The organism is Variovorax sp. dw_954 (assembly GCF_018449755.1).
In the GTDB taxonomy this organism is placed as follows: domain Bacteria; phylum Pseudomonadota; class Gammaproteobacteria; order Burkholderiales; family Burkholderiaceae_C; genus Variovorax.
The window spans coordinates 350406-367368 of sequence record NZ_JAAVVD010000002.1; the positions used below are offsets into that span (position 1 = coordinate 350406).

Sequence of the window (16963 nt, forward strand, 5' to 3'; positions counted from 1 at the left end):
CGCTCCATTCACACAACATGGGAAGGTTTCGATCATGGGACGTCTGGATTCCAAGGTAGCGGTCATCACCGGCGGCGCAAGCGGCATCGGAGAGGCGAGCGTGCGGCTGTTTGCGCGCGAGGGCGCGAAGGTCGTGATCGCCGATCTGCAGGACGAGCGCGGCAGGCGGCTGGCCGATGAGCTGGGTCCGCAGGTGGTCTTCCAGCACACCGACGTGAGCCGGGAGGCCGATGTGCAGGAGGCCATCGACGTGGCGCTTTCCATGTTCGGGCGGCTGGATTGCCTGTTCAACAACGCCGGCATTCCCGGTCCCGGCGGTCCCATCGAGAACCTTGCCGCGGAGGGCTGGGACCACGCGATGGCCGTGCTGGTGCGCAGCGCGTACCTCGGCATGAAGCACGCAGCGCCGATCATGAAGCGACAGGGCTCGGGCAGCATCGTAAGCACGGCCAGCGTCGCCGGCCTGCAAGCCGGATTTTCCGGCCACGCCTATGCGGCCGCGAAAGCCGCGGTGATCAACCTGACCCGCAGCGTGGCGACCGAGCTCGGCGAGAGCGGGGTGCGTGTCAATTGCATCTGCCCGGGCGGCGTCGCCACGCCGATCTTCGGGCGCGGCATGGGCCTTGACGCGGAAGAAGCCGAGCGTTCGGCCGGCATCATGCTGATGGCGCTGGCCAACGTGCAGCCGCTGCAACGCGCCGGCGTGCCCGACGACATTGCCAATGCCGCGCTCTGGCTGGCCAGCGACGATTCGAGCTTCGTCAACGGCCATGCGCTGGTCGTCGATGGCGGCATCTCCTGCGGGGCTGTGGAGCGAGAGCAACCAGCGGCGCGAGATGCTGCGCTCGGTGCTGGCACCGCAGGCGCAAGGCTGAGGTCTGGACGCGATGAAACCGGTGCGCGGAGTGATTCGTTGAGGCCTCGATGGACGCTCTCTCGGCAGGTTCATCGCACCACCGGCCAAGGACGACACTTCAACTTTTCTCCCACAAAGTAATTGGACGTGGTGATGGCAGAAAGCCCTCAATTCATTGAAAGGTGCTCCGGCAAGCCCGCCGCACGCAAGCCTTCTACCATGCGATTTCGACTCGCCAGATAGCTGTCCGAGCCGGATGGATTGTTGATGACGTAACGCTCGATGGTGCTGTAGGGCATCAGCCTGCGATGCTCCGCCATGTTCTTCGCCGCTTGGGCCGAGCGGCCATGCAGCGCATCGATGGATGCGAGGATGGCGTACGAACTGCCGAAGGTGGGCCTTTCCGCAAGCGAGCGCAGTGCAAGCGCGTAGGCTTTCTCATCGTCTCCGGCGACAAAGGCAACGTTCGAGGCCACAAAGTATGCATTGGCCATGTTTCGCGGATCGCGATGCCCGATGCGCATGGCGTCTTCTATTTGAGGCTGAGTCTCGCCCGAACGTCCAACGATCAGCAGGATGGTGGCGTACCTCAGATGCGCATTGGGATTGGACGGCGCACGCAGTACAGCCTTTTCGTAGAAGGGAAGAGCTAGCGCCGGCTGCCCTCGAAAGAGCAGCACGTTTGCCCAGTTGATGAGGGCGACGGTGTCGTTCGGTGCGATGTTGATGGCCTTTGCTGCGACGCGTTCGGATTCGTCCACGTCGCGGGGTGCCGGCTCACCTGAGGATCCAAAGCGCTCGGACATCAACGCTGCTCCAAGCCCCGTGAGTGCTATCACTGACTCGGGGTCGGCCTTCAGGGCTTCCTCGAATCGGGCCTTCCCCCTGCTGACGTCTTGTGCAGTCTGTCGGCGGTCGATGTCTTCCCAACCGGACAAGGTGAGATCGGCGGGGTCAAAGCGATATCCGGGAGCACTTACCCTGGCCTTGTGAAGCTCAAGTTGGCGAAGCCTGAGGCCGCCGGCCGTGCGCATTGCGACGTCGAGGTTGATCCGGGGATCATTTCGATCGGGGTAGTCGTAATGTTCTGACCAGACAATAGTGCCATCGGCCACCGACTTGACCTGGACTGATACGACGATACCCGCACCGTTTGCCGAGACGGTGCCGCTCATTGCGTAGCGCGCGCCGACGGGCGATGCCGAACGAATGACGATTGCGTTTTGCCGTTGCGTAATCAGCGAGGCAATCTCATCCACCATCCCCTCTCTGACCGCCTTTGGCGCGGAAGCGGTCCCGTCCCGGAAGGGCATCACGACAAGCGAATATCGCCTTGCGATCTCGTCGTCAATGCGATAAGGCGTCGGCGCGGTTGCAGGCCGAAGGTAGACCGCACCGCCAGCGATGGCGAACACCCCCAGCGCGAGCGTCAGTCCAGCGCCGCGCCAGGTGCGGCGTGGTGGTACTCGCGTGATCGTTGCCGGCGAAGTGCTTGCCGCTGCGCCCGGATCGGCAGTGTCAGGAGCGAGGCCGGGCTCTTCGGGGCTGCAAGAACGAACCTCTGCCTCAAACCTGTAGCCGCGCCGCGGGTGGGTCGTGATCAGCTTCGGGCCCTGGTCGCCCATCCTGCTGCGCAACTCGCCAACGCATTGGACCAGCGAGTCGTCGGTCACGACCACGTCGCCCCATAGGTGCTCCATCAGTTCGGATTTGCTGACAAGCCTCCGGGGATTGGCGAGCAGATAGCGCAGGAGGGCGCCGGGCTTTGGTCGGAGCGGAATCAGGACGCCATCGCGCCGAAGCTCATCGCGTTGGAAATCGAACTCAAAATCCGCGAACCGGACGGACGCGACAACCTCCGCCCGCGCCCGCAATGAAGCAATCGTCTGCGGGATTCGCTCTTTGATCGTCGATGGCTCGTCGTTCATGGATCGACCCCTCTCGGATTTGCATGCTGCATCTTGTGCGGCGACCAAGCAAGCGGATTTTGTTCCTCCTTCCCAAGGTCTTGAAGGCCTCGCCACGCCGGCATTTCGTAGAGCGATCGGGAATCGATCGGGTCGGTCGGCAGACGATCGTCTCGCGTTCGTGTCGGCTTCAGGGCGTGGAACCTATCGTGGTGCATCGTCTCTTCGAGTCGAATCTCCATGGATCCAGCATGAAATTTCTCTCCCGACGGACGGCCGCCGTCCTCGTATCGATCGGAAGCGTCGCCGTGTGGGCCTCGGCCAGTGCTCAGAACCATAGCCCGGTCCTGGCCACCACGCAGCAAGTGTTGCAAGCCGAACCACCCTCGCTGGGCTCGGCCATCTACAGCCCGTTTTCGCCGGACCTGTTCGCGTCGCAGGAACCGACCCTTGGTGCTCGCGCCGCCATTTCCTCCCCTCGTGCTCCGAACGAAGGCGAACCCGGTTTGACGACGACGCTGGCCGCAAGCATGGCTGGCGCTGTCGCATTCGTCTGGCTGCTCCGCCGCATCTGATGCAGCGCGGCCTGATCCCTCCGCAGGCATGTGAGAAAGCCAGCGGCACTCGTTCCCCCATCTGAAGGAGTTCGTCATGAATGCAAGATCGACACTGCGGCGTTACATAGGCAGGCACCTTTTTGTGCTCGGTATGGGCATCGCGGGCGCAGCGGCAACCGGCGAGGCCCTGGCCGGCTGTGGCATGTATACCGGAGCTTCCGGGAAACCGCCGAATTGGGGCATATCCGGCGCAGCGGGCCGGATGCATGAAGACAACACGGGAAGACCTGCGTCCAACGCCACCGGGATCGTCGGAATGTGGAAAGTCACGCTCGTCTCCGACGGCACGGCGTACCCGATCCCGATTCCGAACGGAGCTTTGATCGATTTCGGCACGGCACAGTGGCACAGTGACGGAACGGAAGTCCTGGTCTCCGGCGGCCGTGCGCCCAGTACCGGGGACGTTTGCATGGGCGTGTGGGAGCAGATCGGGAATTCGACCTACAAGCTCAAGCATGTCGGGCTCAGCTACAGCAGCACCGATTCAGTGCCGCCTTCCTCGCCCTCTGTCTTTTTGGGACCCGCAATCATCCGTGAGACGGTCACCCTGAGCCACTCGCGTGACAGCTACACAGGCACTTTTACGATCGACCAGTATGCGGCGGACGAGGTCACCCTGATCGAACACATCGGCGGCACGGTGACAGCCACTCGTTTCACGGTGGATTGAACGCAAGTGCGCAAGTGCGGGCACTGATGGCAACTCGCTCTTGAAGGACGTCGTTCGAGCGCGCTCGGGTCCACCCTCTGTCACGGCATATTCATGATCGGCTTCTTCAGGCCCGCGCTCGCAGGTCCGCCTGCTGCACCGTATCCGTGTTGTCCCCGGCCCGCCCTATCATCCATGCGCAGATCGCCGACACCACGCCCGCGAACAGCACGTACATGCAGATCTGCCACGGCTGCCCGCCGCCGGACTTGAGCAGCGCGGTGGCGATGATTGGCGTGATGCCCGAGGCGAAGATGCCCGAGAACTGGTAGACGAAGGAGATTCCGGTGTAGCGCACCTTGGCGTCGAACAGGTCGCAGAACAGCGCGGCCTCCGGGCCGTACACCGACGCGTAGAAGATGCCGAAGGGCACGATGATCGCCAGCCAGATCAGGAACACGTTGCCGTCGCTGTGCGTCATGAGCCAGAAGCCGGGGAAGGCGGCGATGGCCGTGACCAGCGAGCCCCACAGGTAGACCTTGCTGCGGCCGATCCTGTCCGACAGGCGGCCGAAGATCGGGATGGTGAAGCACATCACCACCGCGGCGGCCATCACGCCCAGCAGCGCGTCGGTGCGGCTGATCTTCAGGGTGCTGGTCAGGTAGTTGATCGAGAACACGCCGAAGATGTTGAAGAACACGCCGTCGATGTAGCGCGCGCCCATGCCCTTCAACACGTTGCCCGGGTAGCGGCGGATCATGTCCATGAAGGGAATGCGCGCCTCGGCGTTGCGTGCCTTGATGGCGGTGAACTCGGGCGTCTCCTGGACGTGCAGGCGGATGTACATGCCGACCACCACCATTGCGCCGGAGAGCAGGAAGGCGATGCGCCAGCCCCAGGACATGAACTGCTCGTCGGTGAGCACCGACGAGAGCAGCGCCACCACGCCCGAAGCCATGCACAGGCCGATGGCCAGGCCGATCTGCGGCAGGGAGGCGTAGAAGCCGCGCTTTTCCTTCGGCGCGTATTCGTACGCCATCAACACCGCGCCACCCCATTCGCCACCGAGGCCGATGCCCTGCGCGACGCGAAGCAGCAACAGGAGGAGCGGCGCCGCGATGCCGATCTGCGCATAGGTCGGCACCAGGCCGATGAGGAAGGTGGCCACGCCCATGATCATGAGCGTGATGATCAGCATGGCCTTGCGCCCGATGCGGTCGCCGAAGTGCCCGAAGATCACGCCGCCGAGCGGTCGCGTGACGAAGCCGACCGCGAAGGTCGCATACGCGAGCAGCGTCGACACCACCGGATCGCTGCCGGGGAAGTAGAGCTTGTTGAACACGATGCCGGCCACCACGCCGTAGAGGAAGAAGTCGTACCACTCGATCGTGGCGCCCACCAGGGCCGAGATGACCACCTTGCGTATCGCTTTTTCGTCTGTTGTTGTCGCACTCATGGGTTTGTCTCCAGATGAAGTGTCTTTGTGGATGCCCTCGCGGGCGGCGGCTACGGAAAGCGGATCGGGTGCCCGGCGTCCTCGCGGATCATGTCGGCGGCCTTCTCGGCCATCATCACGACGGGTCCGTTGGTGTTGCCGGAGACGAGCGTGGGCATGATGGAGCAGTCGACCACGCGCAGGCCGCCGATGTCGTGCACACGCAGGCGCGCATCGACCACGGCCAGCGTGTCGTTGCCCATCTTGCAGGTGCCGCTCGGGTGGAAGATGGTCGCGCCGTTGTTGCGGCAGAACTCGAGCAGGTCGGCATCGCTCGCGGCCTCGGGGCCCGGCTTGACCTCGCGCTTCACGTAGGGGCGCATGGCGGGCGAGTGCGCGATGGCGCGCGCGGCGCGCACGGCTGCGACGGCGGTGCGGCGGTCGAGTTCCTTCGACAGGTAGTTGGGCTGCATCTCGGGCGCCTCGAAAGGGTCGCGCGAGCGGGCGCGCACGTGACCGCGCGACTCGGGCCGCAACTGGCACACCGACATCGTGAAGCCCGAATAGGGATGCACCTTGCCGCCCGCCATGTCGGCCGACAGCGTGGCCACGTGGAACTGGATGTCGGGCGTGGCGGCCACGGGCTTGCCGCCAGCGTCCTTCAGCGCCCGCATGAAGCAGCCGCCCTGGTTGATGCCGATGGCGAGCGCGCCGGTACGGTGCAGCAGCCATTCGATGCCGAGGCTGGCCTTGCCGAACCACGAGTTGAGCTGGTCGTTGGTGGTGATCGCCTTCGTGCATTCGTAGCCGAGGCGGATCTGCAGGTGGTCCTGCAGGTTCTCGCCGACGCCGCGCGCGTCGTGCACCACGGGTACGCCGAGCCGGTCGAGCAGCGCGCGCGGCCCGATGCCCGACAACTGCAGCAGTTGCGGCGACTGGATCGCGCCGGCCGACAACAGCACTTCGGCCTTGCAGCGCGCCGTCTTCAGCTCTCCGCCCTGGCGGTAGCGCACGCCGATGGCGCGCCGGCCCTCCATCACGAGGCTGGCCGCGAAGGCTTCGGTCTCGATGCACAGGTTGGCGCGGTGCTTCGCGGGCGCGAGGTAGGCCTTGGCCGTGCTGCAGCGCAGGCCGTTGAATGTGTTGAGTTGGTAGTAGCCCGCGCCTTCCTGCTGTGCGCCGTTGAAGTCGTCGGTGCGCGGCACGCCGATCTGTCCAGCGCCCTGGATGAAAGCCTCGATGAGTTCATGCTTCGCGCCGATGTCCGAGACCTTCAGGGGCCCATCGCTTCCGTGCAGCGGCATGCCGCCGCGCTGGTTGCCTTCGGACTTGATGAAGTAGGGCAGCACGTCGTCGTAGCCCCACCCGGTGTTGCCGAGCTCGGCCCAGTGGTCGTAGTCCTCGCGCTGGCCGCGGATGTAGATGAGGCCGTTGATCGAGCTGCTGCCGCCGAGCGTCTTGCCGCGCGGCCAGTAGATGCGGCGGCCGTTCATGCCCGGGTCGGGGTCGGTCTCGAAGCGCCAGTTGTAGACCGGGCTCCACATGGTCTTGCCGTAGCCGATGGGCAGGTGGATCCACGGCGAGTTGTCGGGCGGCCCGGCTTCGAGCAGGAGCACGCGCGTGGCCGGGTCTTCGCTCAACCGCGCGGCCAGCACGCAGCCCGCGGAGCCGGCGCCGACGACGATGTAGTCGAACTCTTTCTCGGTCATGGATGGAGGTGCGTCCGGCAGTGGAACAATCGCTTCGTTGCGGCCCGGATTGTGTCGTAAATTTTCGGAACGAAAGGTTCCATTTAATTTAGAGGTTTACCCGGATGACATCAGCCCGGCCAAAGAGAGCCGCAGCGAGTTCACAGGCTGCCGAGTCGGAGTCCGTGACTGCCGATGTCGCCGGCAGCGGCTCATCGGCCGAGCGCAGCCTTCGCCTGCTGTCGCTGCTGGCGAGCGAGGGGCGCGCCTTGTCGCTCGCCGAACTGGCCGCCCAGCTGGCCTTGCCCAAGGGCACCGCGCACCGCATCTGCACGCAGTTGCTGGCCGCCGGCTTCCTGGCGCGGGATGTGGAGGAGCGCTTCTACAACGTCGGCCCGGCGCTGCGGCAGCTGGCTTTCGACACGCTCAATCATGGCGTGGTGCGCGGGCTGCGTCATGACGTCCTGGCGGACCTGGTGCGGCAGGTGGACGAGACCTGCAACTTCACCACCCTCGATGGCGCGCAGGTGCTGTACCTCGACCGTGTCGAGGCCCATTGGCCGCTGCGGCTGACGCTCGATGTCGGCTCGCATGTGCCGCTGCATTGCACGGCCAGCGGCAAGCTGTTCCTGTCGCAGATGCTGGGCAAGGAGCGCGACCGGCTCATCGCCGGCCTCACGCTCACGCGCATGACGCGCAACACCATCGTGTCGACGGCGAAACTGCGCGCCGAATGCGATGCGATCGCCGTGCGCGGCCATTCCTGCGATGCGGAGGAGTTCATCGCCGGGCTGATCGCCGTGGCGGTGCCGGTGCGCAACGCGGCCGGCGAAGTGCGCGCAGCCATCGCCTTGCATGCGCCGACGGCGCGCATGACGCTGAAGGACGCGCTGAAACGCATCGACGCGTTGAAGGCCGCCGCCGCGCGGATGACACCCTTGCTCTGACGCCCTCCTGCGACCATGAACAACATGCCTGAATACGAACACGCAACCCTCGCCATGCAAGCCGACGGCATCGCCACCGTCACGATCCGCTCGGCCAACGCGCTGAACATCATCGGCACCCCGGTCATCGACGACGTGCGTCAAGCCATCTCGCAACTTGCCGCGGAGAGCGAAGTGCGCGTGCTGGTGCTGCGCGGCGCTGGCGACAGGGCCTTCGTGGGTGGCGCCGACATCCGGGAGATGGGCGCGCTCGACGTCGACAGCGCGCGCGTGTTCATCGACAAGCTGCGCGGCCTTTGCGAGGCGGTGCGGCTGTTCCCGAGCCCGGTGATCGCGCGCCTGTCCGGCTGGGCGCTGGGCGGTGGGCTGGAACTCGCGGCGGCTTGCGACTTGCGCATCGCCTCCAATCGTGCGCAGTTGGGCATGCCGGAGGTGAAGGTCGGCATTCCATCGATCATTCATGCGGCGCTGTTGCCGCGCCTGATCGGGCAGGCGCGCGCGAACTGGCTGTTGATGACCGGCGACAACATCGATGCCGCCCAGGCCCTGGCCTGGGGCCTGGTGGACATCGTCGTGCCGCAGGAGCGGCTTGACGACGAAGTCGAGCGCATGGCGCGGAAGTTCGCGGGCTACGGACCTTCCGTGATGCGACAGCAGAAGCGCCTTCTGCGCGAATGGCAGCAGGAGCCGCTGGAATCCTCCATCCGCAACGGCGTGGAGGAGTTCGCGAGCGCCTATGCGACGGGCGAGCCGCAGCGCTTCATGGCGGCGTTCCTGAAGCGGAAGTAGCTGATAACAGGCCTCGGCTTTCGCACGGACTCTGATATATGAAGGCTTGAAGATTTCGTCGCGAGATCGGTGGCCGCAGTAGAAAGCTTCAAGCGATCAGGTGTGGATGTAGATGTCGGGCTCCATGGCGATCGGCCGCTGTGGCTCTCCCAGCATCTCGCGCAGCGTCGACTCGATCATTCGCGACATCGTGTCCAGCGCCAGGTCGTTCTGCTCCGTCCCAAAGGGCTCCTCGATCTCAGCGGCCAGGGCTTCGAGCGCGAAGAAGGTGTAGCCGATGAAGGCCACGATCACCGGCGTCATCGGGCCGATGGAGTCGATGAGGCCGAACGGCAGCAGCACGCTGTACAGGAAGATCGTGCGGTGGATGATGACCGCGTAGGTGAACGGGATCGGCGTGCTGGCGATGCGCTCGCAACCACCCAGCGCTTCGGTCAACCGGCCCAGCGGATGTTCGACCGCGGGAACCAGCGTAGGCGCAAGCTGGCCGGCCTGCCGGCGGTCGCGCACCCATTCGCCGGCCAGGAGCAACAGCATCGCGGGCTTGAACAGCGTCGTCTGCAGGCGCGCGCGGTCTTCCGGAGAGAGCAGCCGTTCGAGATCGGCCGAGGGCTCGGTCTTGCGCAGTTGGTGGCGCAGCGCATGCACGAACGCGATCAACCGTCCCGCGAGCAATGGCACTTCGCCGGGCGGGTCCACCAGGGTGAGCGCCTGGCGCAGCATCGTGCGCGTCTCGTTGAGCACACTGCCCCAGAGCATGCGCGCCTCCCAGTAGCGCGCGTAGCTGGTGTTGTTGCGAAAGCCCAGGAAGATGGCCAGCGTCAGGCCGATGAGGGAGAAGGGCACGAAGTTGAGCGGAACCTTCCACTCGAACAGCCGCCCGTGCATCACGGTGACGAGGATCGCGAAGCCGGTGACCAGCAGCAACTGCGGCGCGATGTCGCGCAGCACCGAGCCGCGCCACACGAACACCATGCGCAGCCAATGGAGCGGCGGCCGGACGATCACCCGCCGGCCTGCGAGATCTTCATCGCGTGGCGCGCGATCATCAGCTCCTCGTTGGTGGGTATGACCCACACCGACACCTTGCTCGCAGCCGTGCTGATGCGCGGCCCGCCCGATTGGTTGGCCACCGGGTCCAGCGCGATGCCCAGCCAGGCTGCGTCGCGGCAGGCGCGCTCGCGAATCGACGCTGAGTGCTCGCCGATGCCGGCGGTGAAAACCAGCGCATCGACCCCGCCGGCCGCCGCGGCCAGCGATCCCAGTTCGCGCCCCAGCCGGTAGACGAACAAGTCGACCGCCTGCCTGGCGCGCGGGTCCTCGCTCGCCTGCAGCACCCGCATGTCGCTGGACACGCCCGACACGCCGAGCAGCCCCGACTGCTTGTAGATCAGGTCTTCGATGGCACGCACGTCCATTGCCATCTCGTCCATCAGGTAGAGCAGCACGCCCGGGTCGAGGCTGCCGCAACGCGTGCCCATCGGCAGGCCGTCGAGCGCGGTGAAACCCATCGTGCTGGCGACGCTTCGGCCGTCGACCATCGCGCACATGCTGCTTCCGTTGCCCAGGTGCGCAACGATGGTGCGCCCTGACGCCGCCTTCGCATCGAACCCGCCCAGCACGCTGGCGATGTACTCGTACGAGAGCCCGTGGAACCCATAGCGCCGCACGCCGCGGTCAGTGATGGACGGCGGCAGTGCGAAGGCTTGCGCGACCTCCGGTTGGCGGCGATGGAAGGCCGTGTCGAAGCAGGCGACCTGGAGCAGCTTGGGCTGGAGCTTCGCGATGATCTCGATCGGCCCGAGGTTGTGCGGCTGATGGAGCGGTGCCAGCGGGCTCAACTTGCGCAGCGCCGCGATCACGTCGGCATCGATGCGCACTGGCTGCGCGAAAGCCAGCCCCCCGTGCACCACGCGATGGCCGACTGCAACGAGGCTGTGACCGGCGAGTTGCTCACGGAAGAACTCGATCAGGAAGGCGATGGCCCCCTCATGACCCAGCGCGATGCCATCGCCCCATTCGCGATCGCCGATGCGCGTTCCGATCGCCGACTTGGCGGTGAAGCGGGGCGCGGTGTACAGGCCTTCGACCTGGCCGTTGAACAACGGGATGTTTTCTCCCTCCGCTTCGAAGACACTGAACTTGATGCTCGAGGAGCCGGCATTGAGGACGAGGACGACATCGGACATGCGGTCAGCCTAGCAGCTTGGCGCTTTCGCGGCGGGCTTGCGCGACCAGCGCCGCCACCGCGCACGATGCGAGCCTGGCGATGAGCGAGTCGGCCCGGCTGGTCAGGATGATCGGCACCCGCGCGCCGAGCACGATGCCCGCCGTGTCCGCGCCGGCCAGGAAGGACAGGCTCTTGGCCAGCATGTTGCCTGCTTCCAGGTCGGGCACCAGCAGCACGTTGGCGCGACCGGCCACCGGCGACTTGATGCCCTTGACGCGTGCGGCCTCCGGGTCGATGGCGTTGTCCAGCGCCAGCGGGCCGTCGATGAGCGCGCCCGTGACCTGGCCCCGGTCCATCATCTTGCACAGGGCGGCGGCGTCGAGCGTGGACGGCACCTTGGGATTGACGGTTTCCATCGCCGAGAGAACGGCCACGCGCACCTCGTCGATCTGCAGCGCGTGGGCGAGGTCGATCGCGTTCTGCAGGATGTCGGCCTTGACCTCGAGCGTGGGCGCAATGTTCACGGCCGCGTCGGTGATGATGAGTGCGTCGTCATGGCCGGGCACGTCCATCACGAAGCAATGGCTCACGCGCCGCGCGGTGCGCAGGCCCGTCCCGCTCTTGACCACCGCGCCCATCAGTTCGTCGGTGTGCAGGCTGCCCTTCATCAGCGCCTCGGCCTTGCCCTCGCGCACCAGTTGCACGGCCATCTCCGCGGAGGCGACGCTGAAGGGGGCATCCACGATGGGTATGCCCGTGAGGTCCAGGCCGCATGCCTCGGCCACGGCCAGGATGCGGGCGGTCGGCCCCACGAGGATCGGTGCGATGAGACCCAGCCGCGCCGCCTGGAGGGCGCCTTCCAGCGAACTCTGGTCGCAGGGATGCGCGACCGCGGTCGGCGTGGGGGTGAGCGCCTGGCAGCGCTCGATGAGGCGGTTGTATTTGTCGTGGGGTCTGTCCATGGTGCCCTGCCTTGTGGATGGTTGGCGCAGCGCCCCTGCGCGAAGTGCGATTGACTGGAGGAAGTCCGGGCACGGCGCCTGGCTGGCGCCCGCTGAAGGAGCGTAAGTGTGCCTTTGGATCAAGGCCGTATCAAGACAGGCGGCGTGCGCGTTTGTATCGTGGGTCCGTGCACCGTATCGCGCTCGCTGCGAGCGAGTCGATACTTGTGCCATCCGATCGATGAGGCTTGCCATGAACCCACCACCAGATCGCCGGCCCGCGTGGCAGCGGGAAGGCCACGAACCTGACTACCGCTTCTCGCTGGCGAACGAGCGCACCTTCCTCGCCTGGGTCCGCACGGCGCTCGCGTTGCTGGCGGGCGCCGTGCTGTTCGACCAGCTGGCCACGCGCTCGCCCGGGCATCCGTATGTGTCGGTGCTCGCGGTGGTGGGCAGCGGCATTGCCGCGCTGCTGGCCGCCGCGGCGTATTGGCGCTGGAGGGGCAACGAGATCGCGATGCGCCATGACCGGCCGCTGCCGGGCTCGAAGTCGCTCGCTGTGCTGGCCTTGCTGCTGTTCGCCTCCGCAGTCCTGGTGACCCTGGCGCTTGCGGGGCTGGTGTGAGGGACCCGGGCCTGCAGCCGGAGCGCACGGCGATGGCGTGGACGCGCACGGCCATCTCGGCCCTGGTGTGCGCCGTGGTCTACCTGAAATTGGCGCTCGCCGCCCACAGCGTGCTGCTGGGCGTGGGCGGTGCGGTGATGCTGTTCGGCGCGCTCGGGCTGGTGCTGATCGCGATGCGGCGGCGGGTTGATCTTGTGAGCACGGGCGTGCGCGTCGCGCCGGCCGGCCACCTGCTCAAGTGGACGGCCGTGGTTGTTTGCGTCGGGGCCGTGGTTTCCATTGCCGCAACGCTGATCGAAAGGGTGTGAATCGAAATCTTCACGCCTTTCGCGCGGCATTGGGCGCATGGCCTTGCGCAACCGCTTCCTGCATGTCGAACAGGGGAGCGAGCTTGAGGCGCTGCACCTTACCGGACGGTCCGCGCGGCAGGTCGTCGACGATGCGGAAGTAGGCCGGCGTCTTGAAGCGGCCCAGCGTTGTCTCGCAGAAGCTGCGCAGCGCGGCTTCATCGACGGCGATGCCTTCGCGCAGCACGATGCATGCGCCGATCTGCTGGCCGTAGTGCTTGTCGGGCACACCCACCGCGGCGGCTTCGCGCACCGCGGGGTGCCGGAGCAGGGCCTCGTCGATCTCGCGCGGCGCGATGTTCTCGCCGCCCTTGATGATGAGTTCCTTGATGCGGCCGGTGACGAAGAAGAAGCCGTCCGCATCGCGGTGACCCAGGTCGCCGGTGCGCAGCCAGCCATCGGGCGTGAAACTGTCGCGGGTGGCCTGCTCGTTCTTGTAGTAGCTGAGCATGACGTTGGGGCCGCGAATCGCCAGTTCGCCGGTGACGCCGTCGGGCACTTCAAGCAGTGCCGCGTCGATCACGCGCGCCTCGCAGCCTGACGCGCGGCCGACCGAGCCGAGCTTGCGCTGCTGCGGCGCCATCGGGTTGGAGAAGGAGGGCGCCGCGGTCTCGGTGAGGCCCATGGTCTCGACGATGCCGATGCCGAACATGGCTTCGAAGGCGCGGTGATGCTCGGGCGGCAGGGCGGCGGAGGCGGAACGGCAGAAGCGGATCGCGGCCGTCTCTTCGCGCGGCGGTGCGTCGCCCTCGAGCAGGTAGGAAATCATCGTCGGCACGACGTTGATCCAGGTGCATTGCGTCGTCGTCGCCTGCGTCCAGAAGCGGCCGGCGGAGAAGCGCGCCGGCATCGCCAGGCTGCCGCCATGCGCGAGCGGCGCGAGCATGGTCACGGCGAAGGCGTTGATGTGATAGAGCGGCAGCACGGCCAGCACGCGGTCGCTGGCGGCCAGCGCGTGTTCATGGCTGATGGCATGCGCATTGGCCGAGAGATTGGCCTGGGTCAGCATCACGCCCTTGGGTTGGCCGGTGGTGCCGGAGGTGTACATCAGCAGGGCGATGGCGTCGGGAGCGGGTGCCGGTGCCTGGATTGCCTGATCGGATTCATCGGTTTCGCCGGGCAGGGTCGCGGCATCGGGGTCCACGACGAGCACCGCCACCTCGCGCCCGATGTCCTCCAGCATGGCGCGCACGCGGGCCTCCCATTCGGGCGCCACGCACACGGTGCGGCAGTCGGAGTGCATCAGCACATAGCGCATCTGCTCGGGCTGCGAGACCAGGTTGACCGGGTTGACGCACAGGCCGGTATGCATCGCGCCCAGCAGCAGGCGCAGCGTCTGCAGGCCGTTGGGCATCACGATCGAAACGGTATCGCCCGGTCGCGCGCCATTGCGTTGCAGCACGGCCGCGACGGTGCGGCAGCCTCGGGCCAGTTCGGCGTAGTCGATGCTGCGGCCGTCCTCGGCGGACACTGCATAGGTCGCGGAAGGCTGCGTCGCCGCTCGATGCTCGATCAGTTCATGAACGGTGCGCGTCAACCCCATGTTCAGTCCGCACCGTGCTGCGCAAAGTACGCGCCGAAGATTTCTTCCTCGTTCGGCACGCGCTCCGGTATCGGCCGCGAGATGCGCGTGATGTTGAGGTAGTGCCGGTAGTTCATGTTGTCGGAGAAATTGTTCCTGCCCCAGGTGCCGCAGCCCATCGAGAGCGAGAAGGGCAGGCCGTTGTCGAAGCTGCCGCCGGTGGCGATGCAGTGCGCCTGGTCGACGATCACGCGCGAGACCGGCAGATGGAGGCCGAGCTGGAGCGCGCGCTCTGGCACGGCGCTGTGCAGGCCGACCGAATGGCCCGCGCCTTCGTAGGCGTAGATGCGCGCGACCGTCGCCGCGGCCTCTTCGAAATCGCGCGCCGCATAGATGGCAAGCACGGGGCTCAGCTTTTCGCCGGAGAACGGATGGTCATGGCCGACGCCATCCTCGGCGACCATGAGGATGCGCGGGTCGGTCGAGGCAATGGCCAGCCACCCCTCGCGGTTGGCGCCGTCGAGGGCGGCCGCGCGCTCGCAGATGGCGCGCGCCGACTGGCCGATGACGGCGGGCGAGAGCTTGCCCTGCGGCCACATCAACGCCTGCAGCGTGGCCTTCTGCGCGGCGGCGAGCATGACGGCGCCGCGGTCCTTGAGGGCAGCCAGCATCCGCGGGCGCACCGCGTCGACGATCACCAGGCTGTTCTCCGACGAGCAACTGGTCGCGTTGTCGAAGGTCTTCGAGCGCACGATGCGGTCCGCCGCCGCGCTCACGTCCGCCGTCTCGTCCACGATGCCGGCCACGTTGCCCGCGCCCACGCCGAAGGCCGGCGTTCCGCTCGCATAGGCGGCGCGCACGTTGGCTTGCGAACCGGTCGCCACCACCAGGTCGCACAGGCGCATCAGCTCCGCCGTCGATTGCTTGTTGACCGGGGCCGGCAACAGTTGCACCAGGTCGTGCGGCGCGCCGATGCGGTCGAACTGCTGGTGGATGAATTCGATGAGCCGCGCCGCCGTGGACCAGCCCTTGGGGGAGGGCGCGACTATCACCGCGTTGCGCCCCTTGAGTGCATTGATGATCTTGTTCGCAGGCGTCGCGCCGGGGTTGGTGGAGGGCGTGATGGCGCACACCACGCCCACCGGCCGCGCGATCTCGACGATGCCCGTTGCCGGGTCTTCGGCGATCACGCCCACCGAACGCGCGCCCTTGAGGTCGCGCAGCAGGCCGAAGGTCTTGCGGTGGTTCTTGCGGACCTTGTCCTCGACATTGCCGACGCCGGTGTCGGCAACTGCCAGCTCTGCGAGTTCCCGATTGCGGGTGGGCTCGATGATGGCCCAGCCCGCCGCGACCACGGCAATGTCGACCTGTTCCTGCGACCATGTTTCGTAGATGCGTTGCGCGGCGCGGGCGCGGGCCACGAGTTCGGCGATGGGGCCATCGGGCAGGGGAGATGTCGGTTGTGCCATTCGTTCAATCCACCGAGATGTGGGCTTCCTTGACCAGCTTGCTCCAGCGCGCGAGCTCGGCGTTGACCACCATGCCCAAGGCCTCCGGCGTGCCGCCGACGCCTTCGCTGCCCTGGGCCAGCAGCTTGTCGCGGATGTCGGGTTCGTGCACGACGGTGTCGATGGCCTTGCTGAGCTTGTCGATGATCGGCCTCGGCGTCTTGGCCGGCACGAACACCGCGTACCAGGAGTCGACGTCGAAATCGGCAATGCCGGCCTCCTGCATGGTCGGCACGTCGGGGAAGGCGGCGCTGCGCTTGGTCGTCGACACGGCGAGCGCCTTGAGCTTGCCGGCCTTCACGAACTGCGCCGCCGCGGGAATCGACACCCACAGCAGCGGCACCTGCCCGCCCATCACGTCGGTCACGGCGGGGCCGCCGCCGCGATAGGGGATGTGCGTCATCGCCACGTCGGTGCGCAGCTTGAACAACTCGCCAGCCAGGTGCCCGGGCGAGCCGTTGCCGACCGACGCGAACGACAGCGTGCCCGGCTTCTCCTTGCCCAGCGTCACCAGTTCGGCGATCGTGTTGGGCCTGAACTGCGGATAGGCCACGAGGATCTGCGGCAGAGACGCCACCATGCCGACCGGCTCGAAGTCCCTGGCCGTGTCGAAGGGCAGCTTGGGGTAGATGGCGGGGTTGATCGTGTGCGACGACAGCGTGAACAGCACGGTATAGCCGTCGGGCGCCGCCTTGGCCACCATGTCGGTGCCGATGGAGCCGGCCGCGCCGCCGCGGTTGTCGATCACCAGCGGCTGCCCGAGCAGCGCCTGCATGCGCTCCTGCACGATGCGCGCGATGACGTCGGTGCCGCCGCCGGGCGGGTAGGGGACGACGAGTCGGATCGGCCTGGTGGGGTAGTCGTTGGCGGGCTGGGCCTGGGCGCCCAGGCCGGCGCCGAGCGCCATGGCGGCGAGCAGGCTGAACCTGAGCAAGCGTGCAAGGCAGTTCATTCTTCGTTGC

General features: G+C 66.6%; 16 protein-coding genes. 7 read left to right on the forward strand and 9 right to left on the reverse strand.

All coding sequences use genetic code 11. The features are described 5' to 3' along the window. Nucleotides 1-34 precede the first annotated feature (34 nt). Nucleotides 35-997, forward strand: coding sequence for a glucose 1-dehydrogenase (locus tag HB681_RS04760; RefSeq protein ID WP_213953618.1), 963 nt, complete (start codon nt 35-37; stop codon nt 995-997). A 26-nt stretch (nt 998-1023) separates the two neighbouring features. Here the strand turns inward: HB681_RS04760 and HB681_RS04765 are convergent, their stop codons facing one another. Then, the gene (locus HB681_RS04765; protein ID WP_213953619.1) at nt 1024-2784 is read right to left on the reverse strand and encodes a winged helix-turn-helix domain-containing protein; all 1761 of its coding nucleotides are present in this window, start codon (nt 2782-2784) and stop codon (nt 1024-1026) included. A 230-nt stretch (nt 2785-3014) separates the two neighbouring features. Between HB681_RS04765 and HB681_RS04770 the strand changes: the two genes are divergently transcribed. Together HB681_RS04770 and HB681_RS04775 are read left to right on the forward strand one after the other, a co-directional pair. Next, nucleotides 3015-3338, forward strand: coding sequence for a hypothetical protein (locus HB681_RS04770; RefSeq protein WP_213953620.1), 324 nt, complete (start codon nt 3015-3017; stop codon nt 3336-3338). 76 nt (nt 3339-3414) lie between these two features. After that, nucleotides 3415-4050, forward strand: coding sequence for a hypothetical protein (locus HB681_RS04775; RefSeq protein WP_213953621.1), 636 nt, complete (start codon nt 3415-3417; stop codon nt 4048-4050). Between the two features lie 106 nt (nt 4051-4156). Here HB681_RS04775 and HB681_RS04780 read toward each other — a convergent pair whose 3' ends face one another. Both HB681_RS04780 and HB681_RS04785 read right to left on the reverse strand, forming a co-directional pair. Next, nucleotides 4157-5485: an MFS transporter gene (locus tag HB681_RS04780; RefSeq protein ID WP_213953622.1), complete on the reverse strand. Its 1329-nt coding sequence runs from the start codon at nt 5483-5485 to the stop codon at nt 4157-4159. A gap of 50 nt (nt 5486-5535) precedes the next feature. Further along, nucleotides 5536-7173: a choline dehydrogenase gene (locus HB681_RS04785; protein WP_213953623.1), complete on the reverse strand. Its 1638-nt coding sequence runs from the start codon at nt 7171-7173 to the stop codon at nt 5536-5538. A gap of 164 nt (nt 7174-7337) precedes the next feature. Between HB681_RS04785 and HB681_RS04790 the strand changes: the two genes are divergently transcribed. Together HB681_RS04790 and HB681_RS04795 are read left to right on the forward strand one after the other, a co-directional pair. Then, nucleotides 7338-8099 carry an IclR family transcriptional regulator gene (locus tag HB681_RS04790; RefSeq protein WP_345944621.1) on the forward strand — a complete coding sequence of 254 codons (762 nt, stop codon included), beginning with the start codon at nt 7338-7340 and terminating at the stop codon, nt 8097-8099. Nucleotides 8100-8114: 15 nt separating this feature from the next. Next, complete coding sequence (locus HB681_RS04795; protein WP_213953625.1) at nt 8115-8888, forward strand: enoyl-CoA hydratase; 774 nt, start codon at nt 8115-8117, stop codon at nt 8886-8888. A gap of 96 nt (nt 8889-8984) precedes the next feature. Here HB681_RS04795 and HB681_RS04800 read toward each other — a convergent pair whose 3' ends face one another. From HB681_RS04800 to HB681_RS04810, 3 genes are read right to left on the reverse strand one after another with little or no spacing between them, the layout of a single operon-like run. Then, entirely contained in the window at nt 8985-9896 is a 912-nt protein-coding gene (locus HB681_RS04800) for a bestrophin family ion channel (RefSeq protein ID WP_213953626.1), read from the reverse strand. Beyond that, nucleotides 9893-11077 carry an acetate/propionate family kinase gene (locus HB681_RS04805; RefSeq protein ID WP_213953627.1) on the reverse strand — a complete coding sequence of 395 codons (1185 nt, stop codon included), beginning with the start codon at nt 11075-11077 and terminating at the stop codon, nt 9893-9895. Before HB681_RS04805 ends, HB681_RS04800 begins: the two co-directional genes overlap by 4 nt. Nucleotides 11078-11081: 4 nt before the next feature. Then, complete coding sequence (locus HB681_RS04810) at nt 11082-12020, reverse strand: phosphate acetyltransferase (protein WP_213953628.1); 939 nt, start codon at nt 12018-12020, stop codon at nt 11082-11084. 232 nt (nt 12021-12252) lie between these two features. On the opposite strand from HB681_RS04810, the gene HB681_RS04815 reads away from it, so the two are divergent. Continuing rightward, nucleotides 12253-12624, forward strand: coding sequence for a DUF202 domain-containing protein (locus HB681_RS04815; protein WP_213953629.1), 372 nt, complete (start codon nt 12253-12255; stop codon nt 12622-12624). Further along, on the forward strand, nt 12621-12932 hold the full coding sequence (locus HB681_RS04820; RefSeq protein WP_345944622.1) for a DUF202 domain-containing protein: 312 nt from the start codon (nt 12621-12623) through the stop codon (nt 12930-12932). Before HB681_RS04815 ends, HB681_RS04820 begins: the two co-directional genes overlap by 4 nt. Before the next feature lie 10 nt (nt 12933-12942). Here the strand turns inward: HB681_RS04820 and HB681_RS04825 are convergent, their stop codons facing one another. From HB681_RS04825 to HB681_RS04835, 3 genes are read right to left on the reverse strand one after another with little or no spacing between them, the layout of a single operon-like run. Continuing rightward, nucleotides 12943-14508 (reverse strand): AMP-binding protein, encoded by a 1566-nt coding sequence (locus HB681_RS04825; RefSeq protein ID WP_256734815.1) that lies wholly within the window; start codon nt 14506-14508, stop codon nt 12943-12945. Between the two features lie 8 nt (nt 14509-14516). Further along, entirely contained in the window at nt 14517-15962 is a 1446-nt protein-coding gene (locus HB681_RS04830) for an aldehyde dehydrogenase family protein (protein WP_213953632.1), read from the reverse strand. A gap of 4 nt (nt 15963-15966) precedes the next feature. Beyond that, nucleotides 15967-16953 (reverse strand): tripartite tricarboxylate transporter substrate binding protein, encoded by a 987-nt coding sequence (locus HB681_RS04835; RefSeq protein WP_213953633.1) that lies wholly within the window; start codon nt 16951-16953, stop codon nt 15967-15969. Between the last annotated feature and the right edge of the window lie 10 nt (nt 16954-16963).